Source organism: Azospirillum sp. INR13 (assembly GCF_015390205.1).
Taxonomy (GTDB): domain Bacteria; phylum Pseudomonadota; class Alphaproteobacteria; order Azospirillales; family Azospirillaceae; genus Azospirillum.
Genome location: NZ_VUOI01000004.1, coordinates 94,025 through 117,158, shown reverse-complemented (window position 1 = coordinate 117,158; position 23,134 = coordinate 94,025). Strand labels below are relative to the sequence as shown.

Here is a 23,134-nt window from a genome sequence, read left to right as displayed (position 1 = left end):
TCCGCATAAGCACCGATCCGGATGGTGAATTGCGGCCGAAGTACCCCGTAAATCCAAAGAAAAACGGGACCGTTTCCTCCGCAAATGTTTCAGATGCTGAAGCAGGCGTCGGCCGGACACTCCACCCAGTGCTTGCCTTCCCCGGCCAGCCAGCGCACCAGCGCATCGGCCGGCATCGGCCGGGCGAAGCGGTATCCCTGGCCGATGGAGCAGCCTTCCGCCTCCAGCATGCGGTGCTGGGCCTCGCGCTCCACCCCTTCGGCCACGACGGTCAGGCCCAGCGCCTCGCCGATCTGGATGATGGCGCGCACCAGCGGCCGGTTGGCGGCGTCGATGTCCAACTCCTTGACGAAGCTGCGGTCGATCTTCAGCTCGCCGACGGGGAAGCGCTTCAGGTAGCTCAAGGAGGAATAGCCGGTGCCGAAATCGTCGATCGACAGGGTGACGCCCAGCGCGTGCAGGGCATCCAGCGCATCGTGCGCCCCAACCTCCTCCGTCATCATCAGCCGTTCGGTGATCTCCAGCGTCAGGTCGTTCGCCGGGATGCCGTTGGCGGCCAGCGCGGCGCGCACCTGGTCCGGCAGATCGCCGCGGGCGAAGCGGACCGCCGAGACGTTGACCGCCAGCCCCGGCACCGGCACCCCGGCGGCGCGCCAGCGGCCGAGCTGCGCGACCGATGTCTCCAGCACCCAGCTGTCCAGCCGGTCGATCAGTCCGCATTCCTCGGCCAGCGGCACGAACTCCATCGGCGATACCGCCCCCCAGCGCGGGTGGGTCCAGCGGATCAGCGCCTCCACCCGGTGCAGGCGGTGCGGCTTCAGCCGGACCTGCGGCTGGTAATGCAGTTCGAACGGCGCCTCTCCTGCCGCATCTTCCCGTGGGCCATTCTCCTGCCGGTCCAGCGCCTCGCGCAGCGCCGCCTCCATCTCCAGCCGGCGCACCGCCTGTTCGTTCATGTCGCGGCGGAAGAAATGGCAGCGGTTGCGGCCGGCCTGCTTGGCCCGGTACATCGCCGCGTCGGCCTGACGCAGCAGCGTGTCGAAATCCATCCCGTCGTCGGGATGGACGGCGATGCCGATGCTGGCGGTGGGGGTCAGCGTCAGGTCGGCCACCGTCAGCGGCGCCGACAGGCTGGCGAGCACCCGCTCGGCCAGCAGCGAGGCATGGGCCGCGTCGCAGCCCGGCAGCAATGCCACGAACTCGTCCCCGCCCGGCCGGGCCAGCGTGTCCCCCTCGATGAACAGGCGCCGCAGCCGGTTCGCCACCTCCACCAGCAGCTGGTCGCCGACCGCATGCCCCAGCGAATCGTTGATGGTCTTGAAGCGGTCGACGTCCAGGAACATCAGCGTTACCGGCTGGCGCGTGCGTCCGGCCAGCGCCAGCGCCGCGGTGGCACGGTCGGCCAGAAGCTGGCGATTGGGCAGCCCGGTCAGCGTGTCGAAATAGGCCAACCGGTTGATCTCCGCCCGCGCCCGGTCATGCTCGATGGCCAGCGCGCACAAATGCACGCAGGCCTCCACCAGCCGCCGGTGGAAGGGGGCGGCGGGACGCGGCTCGCGGTAATAGAGCGCGAAGCTGCCCAGTATCCGGGCACTTCGTCCCTTGATCGGATTGGACCAGCACGCAGCCAACCCGTGGGCCAGCGGCAACTCCCGGCGGGACGCCCAATAGGGATCGGTGGCAATGTCGGCACACATGACCGCTTCGCCCCGGCTCATCGCGGTGCCGCAGGTTCCAACGTCCGGTTCGATGGGCAGCCCGTCGATGGCGGCGGCGTAGGCGCCGGGCAGAGACGGGGCGGCGGCCACCCGCATGCGGTTTTCGTCGTCGCGCAGCATCACCGAACAGGCGACCTCCGGCGCACAGGCCTCCACCTGCCGGCACAGGAAGTCCAGAACCTGCTTCAGCGACCGGCCGGCGGCCACCAATTCCAGCACGTCCTGCTGCAGGCGGGCAACCGCCTCCGCCCGCTCGCGCTCGTCGAAGCCGCGCATCTCGCACAGAACCAGGGAGTCGGCACCGTCGGCCAAATGCTGCCAGTGCAGATCGACCGGGACCGGATCGCGGCGCGGAATGCAGAGGGCGCCGCTGCCGGGCGGCGGACGGTCGCCCTGCACCCCGTCCCAAATCGTCCGCCAGTCGCGTCCGCCGGTGTCGAGCAGCGCGGGCAACGACCGGCCGATCATGCCGTCGAGCGGACAGCCGGCAAGGCGGGCGAAAGCCGGATTGGCGCCGACGATGGTTCCGTCGGGCCCGGTCCAAACCAGCGCCGCACTCCATTGCGCAGCGGTCACCCGCAAAAGGCGATCGGACGGCAGACGGTCGTCCAGCGCGGCCCCGGCCGAATCCATGACCCCTGATCCCCCCGGACTTCCTTCGGGGAACGCCGCGCCGGCGCTCCCGGGAGAATCAGCTAACATGAACACACGCTGCGCGGTCAAGCGCTCGTCGCATTCGGACCCTGCTGGCACAAGCACACCGGAATGATTCCAAGCAGTGATGCGTGGATCCGTTCGCACACAAGCAAAGAGGAGGAAGCGGTCTCCCGCTCCCTCCCCTTTCATCGTCCATCACCCCATGGCACTCCGACGGAGTGCCGCCCGGGGAAAGACTCAGCTGCAGCCGGTGGTCGACCCGCAGCTGTCGCACTTCAGGCAGGTGCCGTTGCGGACCAGGGTCATGTTGCCGCACTCGCCGCAGGGATCGCCCTCATAGCCACGGGCGCGGGCCTCGCGGATGCGGTCGAAGCGCTGGTCGCTGGTGCTGCCGCCATAGGCCGTGCCGGTGGCCGCGGTGGCGGCGACATGGCCCTGGACGGTGGCGGCGGCAACCGCCGGGCTGGCCACCATGGCAGCCTGGGCCGCCCCATGCGTGCCGGCCGACGCGGTGGCGCTGACGGCTGCGGTGTCGGTACCGGTGGCGGCGAAGGCCGCCGCGGCGCTGGCCCGCTGGGTCTGGCCACCATGCAGGACGCGCAGGTTGTTGCGGACATAGCCGGTCGACGCGATGCGGCGGACGATGTCGGACGGCTGCACCTGGGTATCCGGCAGGTCGCCCTGCTTGTCGCCGCTGCCCACCGTGAAGGGCACCAGATCCTCCGGCGTGGCGTGCGCCAGATCGGTGCGGTTCAGGTAGGAGATGGCGATCTCGCGGAAGATGTAGTCGATGACCGAGGTCGCCATCTTGATGGTGTCGTTGCCGGTCACCATGCCCGACGGCTCGAAGCGCGTGAAGGTGAAGGCCTCCACGAACTCCTCCAGCGGCACGCCGTACTGCAGGCCGATCGACACCGCGATGGCGAAGTTGTTCATCAGCGACCGGAAGGCGGCGCCTTCCTTGTGCATGTCGATGAAGATCTCGCCCAGGCGGCCGTCCTCATACTCGCCGGTGCGCAGGTACACCTTGTGGCCGCCGACATTGGCCTTCTGGGTGTAGCCCTTGCGGCGGTGCGGCAGACGCTCGCGCGAGCTGCTCTTCCGCTCCACCACCCGCTCGATCACCTTCTCGACGATGCGCTCGGTGACCATCTGGGCGCGGATCGCGGCCGGCGCCTCGATCATCGCCTCGACCGCCTCGCCATCCTCCTCGTCGTCGAGCAGGGCGGCCTGCAGCGGCTGGCTCAGCTTGGAGCCGTCGCGGTACAGCGCGTTCGCCTTCAGGCCCAGGCGCCAGGACATCAGGTAGGCGTCCTTGCACTCGTCGACCGTCGCCGTGTTCGGCATGTTGATGGTCTTGGAGATGGCGCCGGAGATGAAGGGCTGCGCCGCCGCCATCATCGTGATGTGCGATTCCCAGGACAGGAAGCGCTTGCCGATGCGGCCGCAGGGGTTGGCGCAGTCGAACACCGACAGGTGCTCGTCCTTGAGGAAGGGCGCGCCTTCCAGCGTCATGGCGCCGCAGCAGAAGGTGTTGGCCTGCTCGATCTGCGCCTTGGTGAAGCCGATGTGGCTCAGCAGGTCGAAGCCCGGAGCGTCCAGCGTCTCGGGCGGGATGCCCAGCGTCTGGGTGCAGAAGTCGGCGCCGATGGTCCAGCGGTTGAAGACGAACTTGATGTCGAAGGCGGTGGCGAGGTTGCCTTCCAGACGCTCCAGCAGCTCGTCGGTGAAGCCCTTGGCCTTCAGCGACTCGTGGTTCACGCCCGGCGCGGTCTTCAGCGTGCCGTGGCCGACCGCGTAGAGCGCGATCTCCTCGATCTGCTCCGGGGTGTAGCCGAGCGTCTTCAGCGCCTCCGGCACCAGCCGGTTGACGATCTTGAAATAGCCGCCGCCGGCCAGCTTCTTGAACTTCACCAGGGCGAAGTCCGGCTCGATGCCGGTGGTGTCGCAGTCCATCACCAGGCCGATGGTGCCGGTCGGGGCGACCACGGTGGCCTGGGCGTTGCGGTAGCCGTGGGCCTCGCCCAGTTCCAGCGCCTCGTCCCACACGCGGACGGCGGCGAGCGCCAGTTCCTGGTCCGGGCAGAGGTCGGCGACGAAGGGCACCGGCTCGACCGCCAGCCCCTCATAGCCGTTCATCTCGCCGTTGGCGGCGCGGCGATGGTTGCGGATGACCCGCAGCATGTGGTCGCGGTTGGCCTCGAAGCCCGGGAAGGTGCCCAGTTCCTGCGCCATCTCGGCCGAGGTGGCATAGGCGACGCCGGTCATGACGGCGGAGATGCCGGCGCAGTAGGCGCGGCCCTCGTCCGAGTCGTAGGACAGGCCCGACGCCATCAGCAGGCCGCCGAGATTGGCGAAGCCCAGGCCCAGCGTGCGGAACTCATAGGAGAGCTGGGCGATTTCCTTCGACGGGAACTGCGCCATCAGCACGGAGATTTCCAGCACGACGGTCCACAGCCGGCAGGCATGCTCGAACGCCTCGACGTCGAAGGAACCGTCCTTCAGACGGAACGACATCAGGTTCAGCGACGCCAGATTGCAGGCGGTGTCGTCGAGGAACATGTACTCCGAGCACGGGTTCGAGGCGTTGATGCGCCCCGAGGCCGGGCAGGTGTGCCACTCGTTGATGGTGCTGTCGAACTGAACGCCCGGATCGGCGCAGGCCCAGGCGGCGTAGCCGACCTTGTCCCACAGGTCGCGGGCACGGACGGTCTTCACCACCTTGCCGTTCGTGCGGCCGATCAGGTTCCAGTCGGCATCGTCCAGCACCGCCTGCACGAACTCGTTGGAGATGCGCACGGAGTTGTTGGAGTTCTGCCCGGAGACCGTCAGGTAGGCTTCCGAATCCCAGTCGGTGTTGTAGGTCTTGAACTCGATGGAGGCGAAGCCCTGGCCGGCGAACTGGATCACGCGCTGGATGTAGTTCTCCGACACCTGATCCTTGCGGGCAGCGAGGATCGCCTTCTTCAGCTCCTTGTTCTCCTTCGGGTCCAGGCCCGACTGGGCGGCGGCCATCACCGCCGTCAGGTGCTTCTGGCAGATCTTGGAGCCGGTCACGAGCGCCGCGACCTTCTGCTCCTCGTTCACCTTCCAGTCGATGTAGCCTTCGATGTCCGGGTGGTCCATGTCCACCGTGACCATCTTGGCCGCACGCCGGGTGGTGCCGCCCGACTTGATGGCGCCGGCAGCGCGGTCGCCGATCTTCAGGAAGCTCATCAGGCCCGACGACTTGCCGCCGCCGGCCAGCTTCTCGCCCTCGCCGCGCAGGCGGGAGAAGTTGGAGCCGGTGCCCGAGCCGTACTTGAACAGGCGGGCCTCACGCACCCACAGGTCCATGATGCCACCCTCGTTCACCAGATCGTCGGCGACGGACTGGATGAAGCAGGCGTGCGGCTGCGGGTGCTCGTAGGCCGAGGCGGAGGAGGTCAGCAGGCCGGTCTTGAAATCGACGTAGAAGTGGCCCTGGCTCGGGCCGTCGATGCCGTAGGCCCAGTGCAGGCCGGTGTTGAACCACTGCGGGCTGTTCGGGGCCGCCATCTGGGCGGCCAGCATGAAGCGCATCTCGTCGAAGAAGGTGCGGGCGTCGGCTTCGGTGTCGAAATAGCCGCCCTTCCAGCCCCAATAGGTCCAGGTGCCGGCCAGACGGTCGAACACCTGCTTGGCCGAATGCTCACCGACGAAGCGCTTCTCCTTCGGCAGTGCGGCCAGCTTCTCCTGGTCGGCTTCCTTGCGCCACAGCCAGGACGGAACGGTGTTCTCCTCCACGGCGCGGAGCGCGGCGGGAACGCCGGCCTTGCGGAAATACTTCTGGGCCAGGATGTCGCTGGCGACCTGCGAGAAGTTGTCCGGCACCTCGATGCCGGTCTGCTGGAAGACGATCGTACCATCCGGGTTGCGGATCTCGCTGGTCGCCTGGCGGAAGCCGAGGCTGGCGTAGGCGTCCTGACCTTCGTGCGTGAAACGACGCTCGATCCGCATGATGAGACTGTCCCCTGCTTGGAGCCCGCCGCGGCGGACTCGAATGGAAATGTGGTGCGACCCGTCCCGAAAAGCGGCCGGCGGTCCTGTCCGCCGTCCGGCCCGGCAATGCAGATGGCGCCGTACAGACAGGAGCACGATGCCCGACTGCCTGCCGTCGCCGCTGCGTTGCCGACCGGGGCCGCCGCTCAAGCCGGCCGGGTCACGTGGGCGGCATCCTAGCCAGCGCGACCGGGGCAAGCAAGCCCCACTCTGCTAGATATTGTGGTTGACATCACTGAACCCCTCAAAACCTTGATCCTGCGGTGTTCAACCCGTGACCGGGGATCCTGTTCCCGCCTGCCAAGAAATTTTTCGGTGGCGGTGGTGGGCCGCATCGCGACCGCGAGGCACAAACTGTAGGCACTCGAATCACCGCCCATGTTGGACCGGACGGCGCCACGCCCCGATTAGAGCGCAAAACACCGCCGTCCGCCAGTGCTTCGTTGCGGCGGAAATCAACATATTGTTGCCTGTGGCCTGTTCGACCCACCACCGATTCGCTGTGTCGCGACTCGAGGCAAAGCAGCGGAATCCCGGGAGCGACTCGAAAAGCCGGCCGCGTCAGCCCCCGAGTCGCCGCTGTCGGCCCAGGGTCGAGACACGGAAGAGGGGCAGAAGCCGCCCCCCCGCAACTATTCCCCGAGCCTCCGGTTGAAGACCCTGGAGCAGAGGCGACTCCGTCGTGGGTCTGGGGGAGGAGAGGCACCCATGCTGAAGATCACGCACAAGATGTGGTTGGCACTGCCTGCGCTGACACTGCTGGTCGGCATTGCGACCCCACCGGATTCGAGAGCCCAGACGGTGATCGTCAACGGCTCGACTCCGGTCGTCGGCGCCGCGGTGGAGCGCAAGACCGGTCCCAGCGTCGACCAGCTGATGAACCGCGGCGTCGTGGGAGCGGACGGGTCGAAGATCGGCACCGTCACCGACGTGATCCTCGACGACAAGGGCGAGGCCCAATACATCGTCATCCACTCCGGCGGCATCCTGGGCTTCGGCGGCAAGGACATTGCGGCCGACCTGACCCTGGCCGACATCCGCACCGGCACCGAGGCGATCCAACTCCGCGACGTGACCGCCGCCAGCGTCCGCGACATGCCCGAATTCCGCTACGACGACAGCATCACCTCCCTGACCCGAAGCCCGGAGCCGCGGCGGTAGCAACCGGATCGACCAACGAAAAAGGCCGCGCCCCAAGCGGGACGCGGCCTTTCTCTTACCCTTCCGGGAGATCGCGAGCCCCCTCCCCCACAGTGTTGTGAGGGAGAACGGCGTCAGGCGATCACTCGTCGTTCTGCTGCTTGCGCTTCAGAGCGGCGCCCAGGATGTCGCCCAGCGAGGCGCCCGAGTCGGACGAACCGAACTCGGCCATCGCCTGCTTCTCTTCCTCCATCTCGCGGGCCTTGATGGACAGCGAGATGCGGCGGGAAGCGCGGTCGATCTGGGTGACCTTGGCGTCGACCTTCTCGCCGACGGCGAAACGGTCCGGGCGCTGTTCGGAACGCTCGCGGGACAGGTCCGACTTGCGGATGAAGCCGGTGTAGCCCTCGCCGACGGCCACTTCGATGCCGCCGTCCGTCACCTGCGTCACGGTGCAGGTCACGACCTCGTTCTTCTTCAGACCGGCGGTAGCAGCCTCGAACGGGTCGTTCGCCAGCTGCTTGATGCCGAGGCTGATGCGCTCCTTCTCGACGTCGACGTCGAGAACCTTGACCTTGACGCGGTCGCCCTTCTTGTACTCGGCGATCGCCTCTTCACCCGACTTGTTCCAGTCGAGATCGGACATGTGGACCATGCCGTCGATGTCGCCCGGCAGGCCGACGAACAGACCGAACTCGGTGATGTTCTTGACTTCGCCTTCCAGCTCGGTGCCCGGACCGAACTTGTCGGTGAAGGTCTCCCACGGGTTGTCCAGGCACTGCTTCAGGCCGAGGCTGATGCGGCGCTTCTGCGGATCGACGTCCAGGACCATGACCTCGACTTCCTGCGAAGTCGACACGATCTTGCCCGGATGGACGTTCTTCTTGGTCCAGGACATTTCCGAAACGTGGACCAGGCCCTCGATCCCCGGCTCCAGCTCCACGAAGGCGCCGTAGTCGGTGATGTTGGTGACGCGGCCCTTGAACTTGGCGCTGACCGGGTACTTGGCTTCGACGCCTTCCCACGGATCGGCTTCCAGCTGCTTCATGCCGAGGCTGATGCGCTGGGTCTCCGGGTTGAAGCGGATGACCTGGACCGTGACGGTCTGGCCGATCTGCAGGGCTTCCGACGGATGGTTGATGCGGCGCCACGCGATGTCGGTGACGTGCAGCAGGCCGTCCACGCCGCCCAGGTCGACGAACGCACCGTAGTCGGTGATGTTCTTGACGACGCCCTGGAGGATCTGGCCTTCCTTGAGGTTGGCCACCAGCTCCGAACGGGCCTCCGCACGGCTCTCTTCGAGCACGGCGCGGCGCGACACGACGATGTTGCCGCGCGAGCGGTCCATCTTCAGGATCTGGAACGGCTGCGGGGTGCCCAGCAGCGGGGAGATGTCGCGGACCGGACGGATGTCGACCTGGCTGCCCGGCAGGAAGGCCACGGCGCCCGACAGGTCGACCGTGAAGCCGCCCTTGACGCGGCCGAAGATGACGCCGGTGACGCGGGTCTGGTCGTTGAACGACTTCTCCAGCAGGGCCCAGGCCTCTTCGCGCTTCGCCTTCTCACGGCTCAGCATCGCTTCGCCGTTCTTGTCTTCCATCCGCTCGAGGTAGACCTCGACGGTGTCGCCCGCCTTCAGCTCGGGCGGCTGGCCGGCAACGGCGAATTCCTTCAGCGCGACGCGGCCTTCCGACTTCAGACCGACGTCGATGGTGACCATGTCGTTCTCGACGGCGACGACGCGTCCCTTGACGACCGTGCCTTCGAGCGACTCGGCCGCGCCCAGCGACTCTTCGAGAAGAGACGCGAAGCTTTCCTTTTCGACCGTGCGGGCCAGTGACTGTGCCATTGAAACTCCTAAAGGTGGCGCGAAAGCAGCCCCGTTCCGGTCCCTCCCGCGGCAAAACGGGTGGGACCTCGACCGAACCGCCGCGCCGGGCACCACGCCCGGCGACTTGGTTGATGGTTTTCCGTGGAGGGCGTCCGACCCGCCCGCGCCGCTTCCGACCGCCGGAACCGCGACGTCACGCCGCTGGCTTCAGACCGGTCTTCGAGCCGATGTGAGCGACCGCCATCGAGAACACCTGATCGGCATCGAGAGCGGAGGTATCAAGCACAAAAGCGTCGACAGCCGGACGGAGCGGGGCTACCGCTCTCTGGCTGTCACGCGCATCACGAGCCTTCATGTCCTCCAGGACATCGGAGGATATAGCCGGAATCCCTCGTCTCTGCAACTCCTTGAGTCGCCGTTCGGCCCGGACCTCCACCGAAGCGGTAACGAACAGTTTGGCCTGGGCATCCGGGCAGACCACCGTTCCGATGTCGCGCCCGTCCAGAACCGCCCCTGGCGCGCCGCCCGGCGGATGGGCCGCGAAGCGCCGCTGGAAGTCGAGAAGCGCCGCCCGCACCTCCGGCACCGCCGCCACCTTGCTGGCCGCCTGCGCCGCCTCGTCGGTGCGCAGCGCCACCTCCTGCAGGATCGGGTGTTCGGGGTGCAGCTCATAGGCCGCCCGCGCCGCCGCGGCGTTGTCGGCCGGATCGCCGCCGGCCCGCAGCACCGACACGCCGACCGCGCGGTACAGCACGCCGGTGTCGAGATGGGCGAAGCCGAAGGCGTCGGCGATGCGCTGCGACAGGGTGCCCTTGCCGCTGGCGGCCGGGCCGTCGATGGCGACGACGACCGCCTTGGCCGGGGTCTCCTGGTTGGATAGCGGCTGCGTCATCGCCTCACGCCTCGCCGATCTTCGCGCCCAGCCCGTTCATCAGCCCGACGAAGCCGGGGAAGCTGGTGTCGATGAAGGCGCCGTCGTCCACCGAAATCGGCTGTTCCGACGCCATGCCCAGCACCAGGAAGCTCATGGCGATGCGGTGGTCCATGGCGGTGGCGACGGTGGCGCCGCCCTTCGGCCCCTTCCCCGTGCCCCCGGTGCCGTGCACCGTCAGGCTGTCGTCGGCGCCGACCTCCACCGACACGCCGCAGCGGGTCAGGCCTTCCGCCACCATGGCGAGGCGGTCGCTCTCCTTCACCCGCAGTTCCTTCAGGCCCAGCATCACCGTGGTGCCCTCGGCACAGGCGGCGGCGGCGGCCAGGACCGGGTACTCGTCGATCATGCTCGGCGCGCGGTCGGCCGGCACCACCACACCCTTGAGGGCGCTGTACTTCACCCGCAGGTCGGCCACCGGCTCCCCCGCCTGGTCGCGACGGTTCTCGAAGGCGATGTCGGCGCCCATCTCCACCAGCGTGTCATAAAGACCGGTGCGGCGCGGGTTCATGCCGACGTCGTTCAGCAGCAGTTCCGAGCCCGGCCGCAGCAGGGCGGCGACCGCCGGGAAGGCGGCGCTGCTGGGGTCGGCCGGCACATGGATGGTCCGCCCGCTCAGTTCCGGCTGGCCGGTGACGGTGACGGCGAGGGAGCCGTCCTCCAGCCGCTCGGTCGTCACGGTAGCGCCGAAATGGCGCAGCATCAGTTCGGTGTGGTCGCGCGTCGGCTCCGCCTCGATCACCGTGGTGGCGCCGGCGGTGTTGAGCCCGGCCAGCAGGATCGCCGACTTCACCTGGGCCGACGCCACCGGCAGCCGGTAGGTGATCGGGACCAGATCGCCGCTGCCGACCACGGTCAGCGGCAGCCGGCCGCCGGAGCGGCCGACGAAGCGGGCGCCCATCTCCTCCAGCGGCTTGGTGACGCGGGCCATCGGGCGCTTGTTCAGCGAGGCGTCGCCGGTGAAGACGCAGGTGATCGGGTGGCCGGCGACCAGCCCCATCAGCAGGCGGGCGGCGGTGCCGCTGTTGCCCATGTCCAGCACCTGCGCCGGCTCCTGCAGCGCGCCCAGCCCGACGCCGCGCACGCGCCAGACGCCCGCCCCCTGGCCGTCGTCTTCCCGCTCCGCCTGGGCGCCCAGCAGGCGCATGGCCGCCGCGGTGTGCAGGACGTCCTCTCCCTCCAGCAGGCCGTGGATCACCGTCTCGCCCACGGCGATGGCGCCCAGCATCAGCGACCGGTGCGAGATCGACTTGTCGCCGGGCACGCGGATGCTGCCCTGGATCGCGCCGGTGGCGGCGGAGCGCAGCGGCTTCACCTGCGTGACGGGGGTCTGCGTGACGGGGGCCTGCGTCATGGGACGGGTCCTTCGGATCGGAACGTGAAGCGGTTGTGGCCGCGTTCCTATCACAGCCCCCGTCGCGATGCGAGAGGGCCGGACTCCATCCCCCGCCCTTCCGGATGCCGGCCGGGCACAAACGAAAAGAGGCCGCCCGAAGGCGGCCCCGAGTTCAAGGAGGAAACCAAGTGGAGGAGTTGCACGGTGTGCAGGTCCGTTCTAGCCAGTTATGGTTAACGCCCTGTAAAGGCAACCCCTGCCCGGGCGGGATACCTCTTTCCCGCGGCGCCTGCGCACCGGCGGCATCCGGCCGCGCCGCCGTTCCGGCATCTTTTTTTTGACAAGCGCCTCTGGCCGTGGCAAAGGGCGCCTCTTGAGAACCCCCCTGATTTATGTGACGGAGGACACTGGCGTGGCCAAACCCGAATGGGGCGTCAAGCGCATCTGCCCGAGCTGTGGCGCTCGCTATTACGACATGCGCAAGGACCCGCCGGTCTGCCCGAGCTGCGGTGCGCAATTCGATCCCGAGGCCCTGCTGAAGTCCCGCAAGGCCCGCCCGGCCCCGGCCGACGACACCAAGAAGGTGGCGGTGGTGGCCGAGGACGAGGAGGAGGCCGAGACCGAGGCCGAGACTCCGGAGCTGGAGGATGTCGAGGACGACATGTCCGTCGAGGACATCGAGGAGACCGACGACACTGCCGACGATGAGGACGATGTCCTGATCGAGGACACGTCGGAGCTGGGCGAGGACGACATGGACGAGGTCGTCGACGTCGAGGGCGAGGACGAGGAGGAGCGCTGACCGGCGCCCTTCCCGGTGGGACGGGAACGTTGTCGGGAGCGGCGGGAGTGCCGGTGAAAAAAAGCGCGAAACGGTCGATTTTCCGCTTGCATCACTCCGCCGCCTGACTATTATCCCGCTCCACCAAGGCCGGACGGAAACGACCGGCCCCCAGAGTTAAGGGGCCATAGCTCAGCTGGGAGAGCGCTACAATGGCATTGTAGAGGTCAGGAGTTCGATCCTCCTTGGCTCCACCAATACACCAAAGGCTCGGCAGGCGACTGCCGGGCCTTTTGTATTTTTCTGCACGGCTTGAACTGCAATCAGTGCCTTATTCCCGCATGATAAGCAGCGGCATGAACACCCTCCCTAATCAATAGATTTTCATGCCGCTCCCCTCTACCATGGGATGAGAGAAATTTCGGAATGCAGGCATTCGCATGCTGCACGCAAAACTACATGGAAAGCTCCGCTACGATGCGGAAGGAAACGCAAAGCTCCTGGAGGACGGTTTAACGTCGACGGTCTTCGAGCGGCTCGCCTATCTTCCGGACCATCAACTCATCGCAATCCTTTTCGATCCTTCGCTCTGGCCCCTGCACCCTCCTGCATCCGGCCTCCCGGCGTCTGTCGGGTCAATCGCCTTCTGGCCACTCTGGACATGGCCCAAGGCCACTGCTCCCGCGGTCACCCGCAGATCAACCGAACCTGACCTCGTAATCGAGTTCGATGACCGGATTCTGATAATTGAGGCCAAGCGGCACGACGAGACGCTGAGCCAGTATGGCGACCAGCTTGCCGATGAATGGTGGACGGCCCGCCACAAGTTTGCCGATGGACGGCCCATATCCGTCCTGGCCGTGTCAGGACTCCGCAATCCGAAGCGTGAGTTGGAAGGATTGAAACGAGACACGCTGAACCGGCTGGCCGCTCTTTCCCACGGTGAGTTCGACGACCGTCCGGAGACTTTCGATCTTGGATACGCCTCATGGCGAGACCTGTATCTCCTGATCGGGAAGGTACTGTCACATGACCGGCCAGAACAGAACAGGCTGCTGGAAGACATCGGCAGTGGACTCATCCGGCACGGCGTAAGGCTGACAGATCCATGCTGGCTCGGCGACATGCGAAAAATGCCCTGGTCGACTTTGAATAACCCGTTTGCCACCGGCCATTTCCGCCGGCCGGACCTTCCGCCTCTCGGCTTCCAAGGCGAAATGCGCACCTGTTCAAACTTCTTTCTAGATGGAATATTCCATGACCGATTCTGACTGCAATGACCTGACGGCGGCGCTTGCAGACGTCCGCCGGGCGTACCGGCTGCTCTGGGGATACCAGAAGCGGATCCTGCACATCGTGGCAGAAATCCGCGAACAGCTCGGCTTCATTCCAAGCTGGATCGAGTATCAGTTCGATCAGCCGGACCAGAAGATCGAGGACCCGCGTCGGTGGATGTGGGATGCTCTGCCATTCAGCATGATCGGCTTCGAGGCGGAGCAGGGAGAGGATCGCGCACAGCGCGGCAGTCGCCTGCTCTACATTGACGTGGTGTCGGATACCGGCCTTGCGCAGGAAAAAAACCGGAGCGGGGGCGACTGGGAACCCAAGCCGGACCGTTTCCCATCACCCGAAGACTGCCGCAGCGAACTGCGCCTCTACATCCTGCAGAACAGCAGTGACCGTGAGGATGAAAACTTCGCCTGGCACCGGGACGTGGTCGTCAAAGTCGGGCATTGGACAGCCAGCGGAACCGCATACGAGGACGTGAACGCCGGCGTCCTGATCTATGGAGAAACGATCGATCTGGTCGAACTGGGCAATCGGGATGCGCTCACCGCTCGCGTCGAACGCTTCCACGTCAACGCGCAAACCCAGCTGAAAGCCCCTTCCCGACGCTGAGGAACACCCGACCCAAAACGGCGAAGGCGCGAACCCGTTCCGGTTCGCGGCCTTCAGAATGGTGGGCGGTACTGGGATTGAACCAGTGACCCCTACGATGTCAACGTAGTGCTCTCCCGCTGAGCTAACCGCCCACTGTAGCGACCGGCGGAGGAGCGCGTGGCGTCGTTCCGTCCGGCGTGGGCGGGTGTATACCGACCTCGGCGCGGACGCGCAAGCCCTTTCATGAGTCCTTGCGCTTTTTTTTTGCCGGACGGCGGCAGGGCGGCGGGCGTTCCCGTGACAAAAGGCCCGGCTGTCCATTACATCATTGAACCATGGACGCCTCCTTCGACGCGCAACGCGATGCCGGTGCCGGCGCCGGTCCGGCCCCCGACAAGGCCGGGATTCCGGCCGCAGATGCCCCAGCCTTCGACATCCTGGCCCCGCAGAGCCAGAGGCTGCCGCTCGTCCTGGCCTCGCCGCACAGCGGGAACGCCTATTCCGCCGCCTTCCTCGCCTCATCCCGGCTGGACGCCCGGGCGCTGCGCAAGTCCGAGGACTGTTTCGTCGACGAGATCTTCGCCTTCGCTCCCGGCCTTGGCGTGCCGCTGATCCGCGCCCTGTTCCCGCGCGCCTATCTGGACGTCAACCGCGAAGCCTACGAGCTGGACCCGGAGATGTTCGCCGATCCGCTGCCGGCCTACGTCAACACCCGATCGCCCCGCGTTGCGGCGGGGCTGGGCACCATCGCCCGCGTGGTCGCCAACGGCGAGGACATCTACCGGGGCAAGCTGCGCTTCGCCGAGGCGCTGGACCGCGTCAGCCGCTGCTACACCCCCTACCACAACGCCCTGCGCCGGCTGGTGGACGACACCCGCGACGCCTTCGGCCACGCCCTGCTGATCGATTGCCATTCGATGCCGTCGGCCAGCACCGCCGCCACCGGGAAAGGCGGCGGGCGGGGCGGCAACCATCCCGAGATCGTGCTGGGCGACTGTTACGGCAACGCCTGCGCGCCTGCGGTGATCGATGCGGCGGAGGAGTTCCTGCGCGGGCTCGGCTATGCCGTCAGCCGCAACAATCCCTATGCCGGCGGCTACACCACCCGCCACTACGGCCGGCCGCGCCAGGGCATCCACGCCCTGCAGATCGAGATCGCCCGCGACCTCTACATGGACGAGGCGGCCCTGACCCGCCTGCCCTACCTGAACGTTCTGGCCCGCCACATGACCGAACTGGTCGACACGCTGGGCCTGCTGCCGCCCCACGGCCTGGACCGCGCTGACGCCGCGGGCGTCCGGCATCCACGGTTGGGGGCCATTTCAGGGCCATTGCCCCGTCCTTGCCACAGTTTCCCGCTATTCCCTCATGGCCAAGCTTCCGCTCGGCACTGCCCCCCAGCCCTGCCTTCGCGCAAAAAAAGGGCCGCGGGCGAACCCGCGGCCTTCAGTCTAGGGAGGAAACGCCCAAGAAGTGCGTTACGCCAACGTCCACGCCGAGGCGTGACCATTGCCGCACTGCACAATATGAACGCGCCCCCGGCCGGCTTCAAGAGCAAAAAGAATTTCTCATGCATTACATCACGTTAACCTGCAACAGAGGTATCGCGAAGCGGATATAGGCCAGAGACGTTCGCCGCAGTGCAGCATGACCCTTCGTGCAAGGGCATGACCGAAGGGACAGGAAGCGGCCGGACCTTGGGACCGCTGTCTTGAGCTTGACGGCAGGCGCCCGGAACCAAGCCCGCCGACGGTCGTTTCAGAGTGGTCCAATGCCGGGTATCCGCCGAGGCGGTCCGGTTTGCGGGCTGCGGAACGCCCTGCCGGCGGCCAATAAGGAGAAGAACATCGTGAGCAGGCTCGTCGTCGTATCCAACCGGGTGGCCCTGATGGAAGAGGGCAAGCAGGCGGCCGGCGGTCTCGCCGTCGCCATCCTGGCGGCCCTGAAGAAGACCGGAGGCATCTGGTTCGGCTGGAGCGGAAACGTCGTCGACGGCGAGTCCCAGGCCGAACCGACCCGGACCGATGCCGGGAAACTGACCTACGCCACGCTCGATCTCGGCCGCCGCGACCATGAGGAATATTACAACGGCTTCGCCAACCAGACCTTATGGCCGCTGTTCCATTACAGGCTGGGCCTGATCTCGGTGAACCGGCGGACGCGCGAGGGGTATGAGCGGGTCAACGCCTATTTCGCCGACAGGCTGGAGCCTCTGCTTCGCGCCGACGACATGATCTGGGTCCACGACTATCACCTGATCCCCTTCGGCGACGAGTTGCGCCGCCGCGGCTGTTCGCAGCGCATGGGCTTCTTCCTGCACACGCCCTTCCCGCCGCCGGAACTGCTGACCGCCCTGCCCAACCATCGCGACCTGATCCGCGAGCTGTGCGCCTATGATCTGGTCGGCTTCCACACCGCCACCGACCTGCGCGGCTTCTGCGACTACATCCGCACCGAGACCGACGGCACGGTGGAGCAGCGCGGCGCCTATGGCAGCGCCGTGATCCGCGCCTTCGGCCGCACCCTGATGGCGAAGGTTTTCCCCATCAGCATCGACACCGAGGCGCTGGAAAGCCTCGCCCGCACCGCCGGCCGCTCGCGCCAGGCCGAACGGTTGCGCGAAAGCCTGGTCGGCCGCCGGCTGATCATCGGCGTCGACCGGCTGGACTATTCCAAGGGCCTGCCGCAGCGCTTCGCCGCCTTCGAACAGCTTCTGGAAAGCTATCCGGAGCATTGCAACCGCGTGTCCTTCCTGCAGGTCGCCCCGCCGAGCCGCGAGGACGTGCCGGAATACATCGCCATCCGCCGCGAGTTGTCGGAGATGGCCGGCCGTATCAACGGCCGCTTCGCCGAGTTCGACTGGCAGCCGATCCGCTATTTGAACCGCAGCTTCGGCCAGCGCGTGCTGGCGGGCTTCTACCGGCTGGCGAATGTGGGGCTGGTGACGCCGCTGCGCGACGGCATGAATCTGGTGGCCAAGGAGTATGTCGCCTGCCAGGACGCCGACAATCCGGGCGTGCTGGTGCTGTCGCAGTTCGCCGGCGCCGCGCATGAGATGGGCGAGGCGCTGATCGTCAACCCTTTCGACATCGAGGGCGTCGGCGACGCTCTGCAGCGGGCGCTGACCATGCCGCTGGGCGAGCGCAAGGAACGCCACGCCGCCTTGATGCGGACGCTGCGGCGCCCACGACATCAGCTGGTGGCGTGAAAGCTATGTGGACGCGCTGACCCGTGCACCGTATGACTTTCCGGTCACCTGAGCATCCGCTCGGCCCACCAGCAGCGCAGGTTCGGACCCATGGCCGCCTCTCCCATCCTCGTCGCAGACATCGGTGCCACCAACGCGCGCTTCGGCCTGATCGACGGCCGGATGGTGCGCGAGGCGCGGGTGCTGCGCTGTGCCGATTATGCCTCGATCGAGGATGCGGCCACCGCCTACCTTGCGGCGGTCGGGCTGGCGTCGCCGGGCACGCCGGGCCGGCCGCGGCGCGGCGCCTTCGCGGTGGCCGGGCCGGTCACCGGCGACCACATCGCCATGACCAATCTGGTCTGGCAATTCTCCGTTGGCCGGGTGCGCGACGCTTGGGGCTGGAGGGGCTGGTCGTCATCAACGACTTCACCGCCGTCGCACTGTCGGTGCCGCGCCTCGGCGAGGAGGACCGCCGGCAGGTCGGCGAGGGGACTCCGCAGCCGGGGGCCGTCGTCGCCGTGCTGGGGCCGGGCAGCGGCTGGGCGTGTCGGGGCTGGTGCCGGGGGCGAACGGCCGCTGGACGGCGCTGTCGGGCGAGGGCGGCCATGTCACCATGGCACCGATCAGCGACCGTGAGAGCGCCGTGCTGGGCCAGCTGCGCAAGGGCTTCGACCATGTCTCGGCCGAGCGGGGTGCTGTCGGGGCCGGGCCTCGTCAACCTCTACAACGCCCTGTCGATCCTCGACGGGCGCGAACCGGCCGCCCTCACCCCCGCCCGGATCACCGACAATGCGCTGGCCGGGACCGAGCCCCATTGCGTGGAGGCGGTGGAGATGTTCTGCGCCATGCTGGGCACCGTCGCCGGCAACCTCGCCTTGACGCTGGGCGCGCGGGCGGCGTCTACATCGCCGGCGGCATCGTGCCCAGGCTGGGAACGCTGTTCGCCCATTCCCGCTTCCGCAAGCGCTTCGCCGAGAAGGGCCGCATGCGCGACTTCCTGGCGCCGATCCCCACCTATGTCGTCACCCACGAGCTGCCCGCCTTCCTGGGCCTCGCCGAGGCCGCCGGGGCGGAATAGGCACCGGACAAGGATACGCCGGAGGGTGCGACCAATCGCGCGCCCATCGGCGGTTGCCCCTATTGCGCCACTTGTCGCTTGAACCGGTGGGATCGTCCCCACATGGTTGTTCCGATCCTTGTTCGGATCCCATCGGAACGCCATCCCACCGGAAAGCCCCCGACAAACGCCATGTCCACCGACCTTCGCGTCCGCTTCATGCACCCGTCGGGCGCCATCGGCCCCGGCAAGATCGCGTTGCTGGAGGCCATCGACCGCACCGGCTCCATCTCCGCCGCGGCGCGGTCCCTGGACATGACCTTCCGGCGGGCCTGGTTCCTGGTGGAGACGATGAACACGGCCTTCCGCGAGCCGGTGATCCGCACCAGCGTCGGTGGCCGCGAGGGTGGCGGCGCCGGCCTGACTCCGCTGGGGCAGGAGGTGGTCGCCCGCTACCGCCGCATGCAGGAGGAGGCCCGCAAGGCCGCCGAACCGCACCTGCGCTGGCTGGACGAGATGCTGAAGGAAGAACAGCCCGAGGACGGGCAACCCACGGACGGGGACGGGACGCCGCCGGCCGGCTGACCGCTTGATTTGCCAGTCAAGTCATCGGCTTGGCCGCTTCAAGTTATCGTCGAAGCTCCGCCAAGTGCTGATGTCCGCTTTTTCTTCCATGCGCGCGGCGCAGCCCTGGGCACCGTGAAGCCCGGTGGTGCGGCGGGGCGCCGCGCCGTAGATATGGTTCCGTTGCAGCTTGGTCCCAGCGTGACCGATCGGCAACAGACCTTTTCCCAGCATGCCATCCGCCACCCCACCCGAACGGGCCGCCTCCGCGGCACCGCAAGGGCCCCCTTGCGCCCTTCAGCCCCCCTCCCGAGCCACCGCCGCCATGCTGTCCCTCCCCCTGCCCGTCACCGCCGCCGATGCCTTCGGTGCTGCGGCCTTCGCCGGTTCGTGCCTGTGGCCGCTGATGAAGAAGCGCCGCGCCCTGCTGGCCGGGGCAGGCGGCGACCAACCTGATGTTCATCATCCACTATGTGCTGCTGGGCGCCCACACCGCGGCGGCGCTGTGCCTGCTGGTGGTGACGCAGGCCCTGGCGGCGATGCCGGAGGGGCGCAACCGCTGGCAGACCGCGGCCTTCGCCGCCACGGTGCCGGCCATCGCGACGATCGCCGTCTTCACCTGGTCGGGCCTGCCATCGGCGCTGTCCAGCCTGGGCATCACCTTCTCCACCCTGGCGCGCTGGCAGTCGGACGCGGTGCGCATGCGCCTGTTGCTGCTGGTGGCCGGCGCCTTCTGGATCAGCCACAACGCGCTGGTGATGTCGCCCTTCGCCATGGCCTCGGACGCCTTCAGCGCCGCCGCCAACCTGCTGCGCCTGCGCGGCGAGCGCCGCAGGGCCGCTCCGGCAGCGGTCGCCACGGCGAACGCCAATGCGACGCCGAAGGGTCTTGCCGCCGCCTGACGATACCGGCCTGAAGCCGCCTCGCATGACCGGGCTAACGCCTCCGGATGGGTCCTGCCTGTCCGGGGGCGATCGAATTGGGCACTGGCGCACCGGCACGCTCCCGCCTAATAAGGAGCCTCATGCGCCGCGAGGTGCATTGCAACAGGCGCCTTACGGCGCACCGCAACGGCAGCGACGAAGGGCAGCCCATTCATGCTGAAGCGTCTTTACGACTGGACCATGGCCAAGGCCGCGTCGAAGGATTCGACCAAATGGCTGGCCGGGGTGTCCTTCGCCGAAAGCTCCTTCTTCCCGCTGCCGCCGGACCTGCTGCTGGTGCCGATGGTCATCGCCAACCGCAAGTCGGCCTTCAAACTGGCGACGATCTGCACGCTGGCCTCGGTGGTCGGCGGCATCGCCGGCTACATGATCGGCTATTTCCTGTACGAGACCATCGGCCGCTGGGTCATCGAGTTCTACCACCTGACCGACAAGTTCGAGCAGCTGCGCCACACCTTCGTCGAGTACGGGGCGGAGATCCTGATCATCAAGGGCATGACGCCCATCCCCTACAAGCTGCTGACCATCACCGCCGGCGTGGCCCATCTGCCGCTGTGGGTGTTCATCGGCGCCTCGATCATCTCGCGGTCGATGCGCTTCTATCTGGTCGCGGCCCTGCTGTACTTCTTCGGCCCGCCGATCCGCGCCTTCATCGAGAAGCGGCTGACGCTCGTTACCAGCGTGTTCGCGGTGGCGCTGATCGGCGGCTTCCTGGTGGTGAAGCTGCTGTAACCCGCCGCCCTACTTCCGACAGACAGGACCTCCATGCCTCCGCGCGGGCGCCCGCCCCATCCCAGCCGCTCCCGCTCCCACCCCCACGCCAGGCCCGCCGCCCCGTCCGCTCCGCCCACCCCGGAGCCCACCGAATCGCGCAAGCTGTTCCGCGTCGCCGGGCTGGCCGCCGTCTCCGCCCTGTTCGCCCACGAGCCGGAGCGGGTCGAGCGCCTGTTCTTCGACGAGCGGCTGAAACCGGCGGTCGGGGCCTTCTGCAAGGCGATGGCGGCCGCCCGCAGGCCCTACCGCATGGTGGAAGGCGAGGAGTTGGCGAAGGTCGCCGGCACCGTCCTGCATGGCGGGGTGGTGGCGCTGATGGCGCCGCGCAGCGTGCCGCTGTTCGATCCGGAGGCCGCGCGCCGCGCGGGCGAGCCGCTGCTGATCCTCGACGGGGTCGGCAACCCGCACAATCTGGGCGCCATCCTGCGCACCGCCGCCTTCTTCGGCCTGCCGCGCGTGCTGGTCTCCGACCATCCCGGCCAGGCCCTGCCGTCGGAGGCCGCCTACCGCGTGGCGGGAGGGCGGGTTCGAGTGGGTGACGCTGGAACGCGCCCCCGCATTGCCCGCCCTGCTGAAGCGGCTGCGCACCAGCCACCGGGTCTTCGGCACGGCGCTGGACCAGACCCGTCCGACCGTCGATGCCGGCGCGCTGACCGGCTGGCGCGCCTCCCCCAATTCAAAGATGCAGACTGCCAAACCGCCCGCCGTCATCCTGGGCAACGAGGAGGATGGCATCCCGCCGGCCACGCTGGCGGCCTGCGAGGCGGTGCTGACCATCCCCGGCAGCGGGCGCGTCCAGTCGCTGAACGTCGCCGCCACCGCCGCCATCCTCATCCACGCCATGGCGACGGGCTGAAGGCGCTCCAGCGTTACCCGAGCATCAGGATCAGCAAGAGCGCGACCACGGCGACCGACGCCAACGGCAGCAGTTCCACCCCGTTGCGCGTCCAGGTCGGCGCGGCGCCATGGTGATGGCCTGCATGTCCGGTCCCGACGTCGTCGGCCCAGCCATGACGCGACGGCACGGCACCCGGCGCCGAGACCGCCGGCGCCGCCGGGCTGGCCATGTCCACCACGCCGTCGCCGCGGCGGTACTCGCCGGTCTGCCGGGCCGATGCCGGGTTGGGACGGCCCCGCATCAGGCGCGAGTCGTCGAGTTCGACCTCGACACCGGCCGCCTCGACCCGCTCGATCACCGCCGCGGTTTCCTCCGGCGTCATGGTGTCCACGGGCAGGATGCCGCCCAGCGCCTCGGCGCTCAGGCGGTTGCCGTTGCGGCGGCCATGCTCGATCAGCGATTCGACGAGGCGGTCGTCGGTGGTGCTCGCCATGGTGACTCTCCTTTCTCAAGTTCCTCCTGGCTCACAGGGTCAAACGCAGGGAAACGCCCGAAGGTCCCGGTGCAGTCGGCCAACCCTGCGCCATCTTGCCGCGGCCGGGCCGTGACCCGACATAAGGGGTCCCTCCAACGGATCGCTATTGATGGGAGACCCGACCATGCTGGGGCATTTCATGCGCAAGCCGCCGACGCTGCCGACGCCGGAGGAGGCGCTGCCCGGCCGCAGCCAACCCGTTCCGGTGCCCGACCGGCATCACGTCAACGGCCACCGCCTCGCCCCGCCCTACCCGCCCGGGCTGGAGGTCATCGACCTCGGGCTCGGCTGCTTCTGGGGGGCGGAGCGCAAGTTCTGGCAGGTTCCCGGCATCTGGGTGACCGCCGTCGGCTATCAGGGCGGCCACACCCCGAATCCGACCTATGAGGAGGTCTGCTCCGGCCGCACCGGCCATACCGAGGCGGTGCGCGTGGTCTACGACCCGGCCATGGTGACGGTCGAGGACCTGCTGCGCGTCTTCTGGGAATCGCACGACCCGACTCAGGGCATGCGCCAGGGCAACGACGTCGGCACCCAGTACCGTTCCGCCGTCTACACCCACAGCCCCGCCCAGAAAGCGGCGGCGGAGGCGACGCTGGCGGCCTATCAGGACCGGCTGGCCCAGGCGGGTTACGGCCCGATCACCACCGAGATCCGCGAAGCCCCGCCCTTCTACTTCGCGGAAGGCTACCACCAGCAGTATCTTGCCAAGAACCCCAACGGCTATTGCGGGCTTGGCGGCACCGGCGTCACCTGCGCCGCGTGATGAAGCGCAGGTAAGAGCCGGCCGGTAAAAGTCGGCCAGTAAATGCCGGGTTACGGCACACCCGCCGGGCTTGGCCCTCGCGGTTGCGCCGCACCGGCCCTTGCGGGTATGGTTCCGGCGGCTCTTGAAAGCTCCGGCGGCGTTACCTCCGCGGGAGCGCCGCCCGTCCAG

The 23,134-nt window shown here is 67.8% G+C and carries 18 protein-coding genes, 2 tRNA genes and 2 pseudogenes; 15 read left to right on the top strand and 7 right to left on the bottom strand.

The genetic code is table 11. The features are described from left to right. Positions 1–89: 89 nt before the first annotated feature. A complete protein-coding gene (locus tag F1643_RS05085) occupies positions 90–2,351 on the bottom strand; it encodes a bifunctional diguanylate cyclase/phosphodiesterase (protein ID WP_194911406.1) in 2,262 nt (753 codons plus the stop codon). A 261-nt stretch (positions 2,352–2,612) separates the two neighbouring features. Beyond that, a complete protein-coding gene (locus tag F1643_RS05080) occupies positions 2,613–6,353 on the bottom strand; it encodes a vitamin B12-dependent ribonucleotide reductase (protein ID WP_194911396.1) in 3,741 nt (1,246 codons plus the stop codon). Between the two features lie 750 nt (positions 6,354–7,103). On the opposite strand from F1643_RS05080, the gene F1643_RS05075 reads away from it, so the two are divergent. Then, positions 7,104–7,556: a PRC-barrel domain-containing protein gene (locus F1643_RS05075; protein WP_194911393.1), complete on the top strand. Its 453-nt coding sequence runs from the start codon at positions 7,104–7,106 to the stop codon at positions 7,554–7,556. 121 nt (positions 7,557–7,677) lie between these two features. Here the strand turns inward: F1643_RS05075 and rpsA are convergent, their stop codons facing one another. From rpsA to aroA, 3 genes are all read right to left on the bottom strand, one after another. Next, positions 7,678–9,384, bottom strand: coding sequence for a 30S ribosomal protein S1 (gene rpsA / locus F1643_RS05070; RefSeq protein ID WP_014246655.1), 1,707 nt, complete (start codon positions 9,382–9,384; stop codon positions 7,678–7,680). Positions 9,385–9,559: 175 nt separating this feature from the next. Next, positions 9,560–10,258, bottom strand: coding sequence for a (d)CMP kinase (gene cmk, locus F1643_RS05065; protein WP_194911391.1), 699 nt, complete (start codon positions 10,256–10,258; stop codon positions 9,560–9,562). 4 nt (positions 10,259–10,262) lie between these two features. After that, entirely contained in the window at positions 10,263–11,651 is a 1,389-nt protein-coding gene (aroA, locus tag F1643_RS05060) for a 3-phosphoshikimate 1-carboxyvinyltransferase (RefSeq protein ID WP_194911389.1), read from the bottom strand. A gap of 394 nt (positions 11,652–12,045) precedes the next feature. Here aroA and F1643_RS05055 point away from each other — a divergent pair, with 394 nt between their 5' ends. From F1643_RS05055 to F1643_RS05040, 4 genes are all read left to right on the top strand, one after another. Further along, on the top strand, positions 12,046–12,435 hold the full coding sequence (locus F1643_RS05055) for a TIGR02300 family protein (protein WP_149228175.1): 390 nt from the start codon (positions 12,046–12,048) through the stop codon (positions 12,433–12,435). A 160-nt stretch (positions 12,436–12,595) separates the two neighbouring features. Next, positions 12,596–12,671 (top strand) — tRNA-Ala (locus F1643_RS05050). Between the two features lie 183 nt (positions 12,672–12,854). Beyond that, complete coding sequence (locus F1643_RS05045) at positions 12,855–13,685, top strand: hypothetical protein (RefSeq protein WP_194911382.1); 831 nt, start codon at positions 12,855–12,857, stop codon at positions 13,683–13,685. Continuing rightward, entirely contained in the window at positions 13,672–14,313 is a 642-nt protein-coding gene (locus F1643_RS05040; protein ID WP_194911379.1) for a hypothetical protein, read from the top strand. The genes F1643_RS05045 and F1643_RS05040 overlap by 14 nt, the downstream gene beginning before the upstream one ends. 59 nt (positions 14,314–14,372) lie before the next feature. On the opposite strand, the gene F1643_RS05035 is transcribed toward F1643_RS05040, so the two are convergent. Further along, positions 14,373–14,447 (bottom strand) — tRNA-Val (locus tag F1643_RS05035). Between the two features lie 183 nt (positions 14,448–14,630). On the opposite strand from F1643_RS05035, the pseudogene F1643_RS05030 reads away from it, so the two are divergent. The 9 genes and pseudogenes from F1643_RS05030 to F1643_RS22320 all read left to right on the top strand — a co-directional run. After that, positions 14,631–15,560: pseudogene (locus F1643_RS05030) on the top strand (N-formylglutamate amidohydrolase); the annotation flags it as partial. Between the two features lie 584 nt (positions 15,561–16,144). Then, positions 16,145–17,503: an alpha,alpha-trehalose-phosphate synthase (UDP-forming) gene (otsA, locus tag F1643_RS05025; RefSeq protein WP_370540475.1), complete on the top strand. Its 1,359-nt coding sequence runs from the start codon at positions 16,145–16,147 to the stop codon at positions 17,501–17,503. 90 nt (positions 17,504–17,593) lie between these two features. Beyond that, complete coding sequence (locus tag F1643_RS24470; RefSeq protein WP_370540474.1) at positions 17,594–18,121, top strand: glucokinase; 528 nt, start codon at positions 17,594–17,596, stop codon at positions 18,119–18,121. Further along, a complete protein-coding gene (locus F1643_RS24465; protein WP_370540473.1) occupies positions 18,030–18,563 on the top strand; it encodes a glucokinase in 534 nt (177 codons plus the stop codon). The genes F1643_RS24470 and F1643_RS24465 overlap by 92 nt, the downstream gene beginning before the upstream one ends. A gap of 171 nt (positions 18,564–18,734) precedes the next feature. Beyond that, a complete protein-coding gene (locus tag F1643_RS05015; protein ID WP_194911377.1) occupies positions 18,735–19,127 on the top strand; it encodes a winged helix-turn-helix domain-containing protein in 393 nt (130 codons plus the stop codon). A gap of 434 nt (positions 19,128–19,561) precedes the next feature. Further along, positions 19,562–20,008 carry a YgjV family protein gene (locus tag F1643_RS05010; RefSeq protein WP_255542430.1) on the top strand — a complete coding sequence of 149 codons (447 nt, stop codon included), beginning with the start codon at positions 19,562–19,564 and terminating at the stop codon, positions 20,006–20,008. A 195-nt stretch (positions 20,009–20,203) separates the two neighbouring features. Continuing rightward, entirely contained in the window at positions 20,204–20,782 is a 579-nt protein-coding gene (locus F1643_RS05005) for a YqaA family protein (protein ID WP_149228185.1), read from the top strand. Positions 20,783–20,815: 33 nt separating this feature from the next. Next, positions 20,816–21,292: pseudogene (locus F1643_RS24460) on the top strand (TrmH family RNA methyltransferase); the annotation flags it as partial. Between the two features lie 67 nt (positions 21,293–21,359). Then, entirely contained in the window at positions 21,360–21,680 is a 321-nt protein-coding gene (locus F1643_RS22320; protein WP_370540486.1) for a TrmH family RNA methyltransferase, read from the top strand. Between the two features lie 13 nt (positions 21,681–21,693). Here F1643_RS22320 and F1643_RS04995 read toward each other — a convergent pair whose 3' ends face one another. Then, positions 21,694–22,155 (bottom strand): hypothetical protein, encoded by a 462-nt coding sequence (locus F1643_RS04995; protein ID WP_194911375.1) that lies wholly within the window; start codon positions 22,153–22,155, stop codon positions 21,694–21,696. A 166-nt stretch (positions 22,156–22,321) separates the two neighbouring features. Between F1643_RS04995 and msrA the strand changes: the two genes are divergently transcribed. Then, positions 22,322–22,963 (top strand): peptide-methionine (S)-S-oxide reductase MsrA, encoded by a 642-nt coding sequence (gene msrA, locus F1643_RS04990; RefSeq protein WP_194911658.1) that lies wholly within the window; start codon positions 22,322–22,324, stop codon positions 22,961–22,963. Positions 22,964–23,134 lie beyond the last annotated feature (171 nt).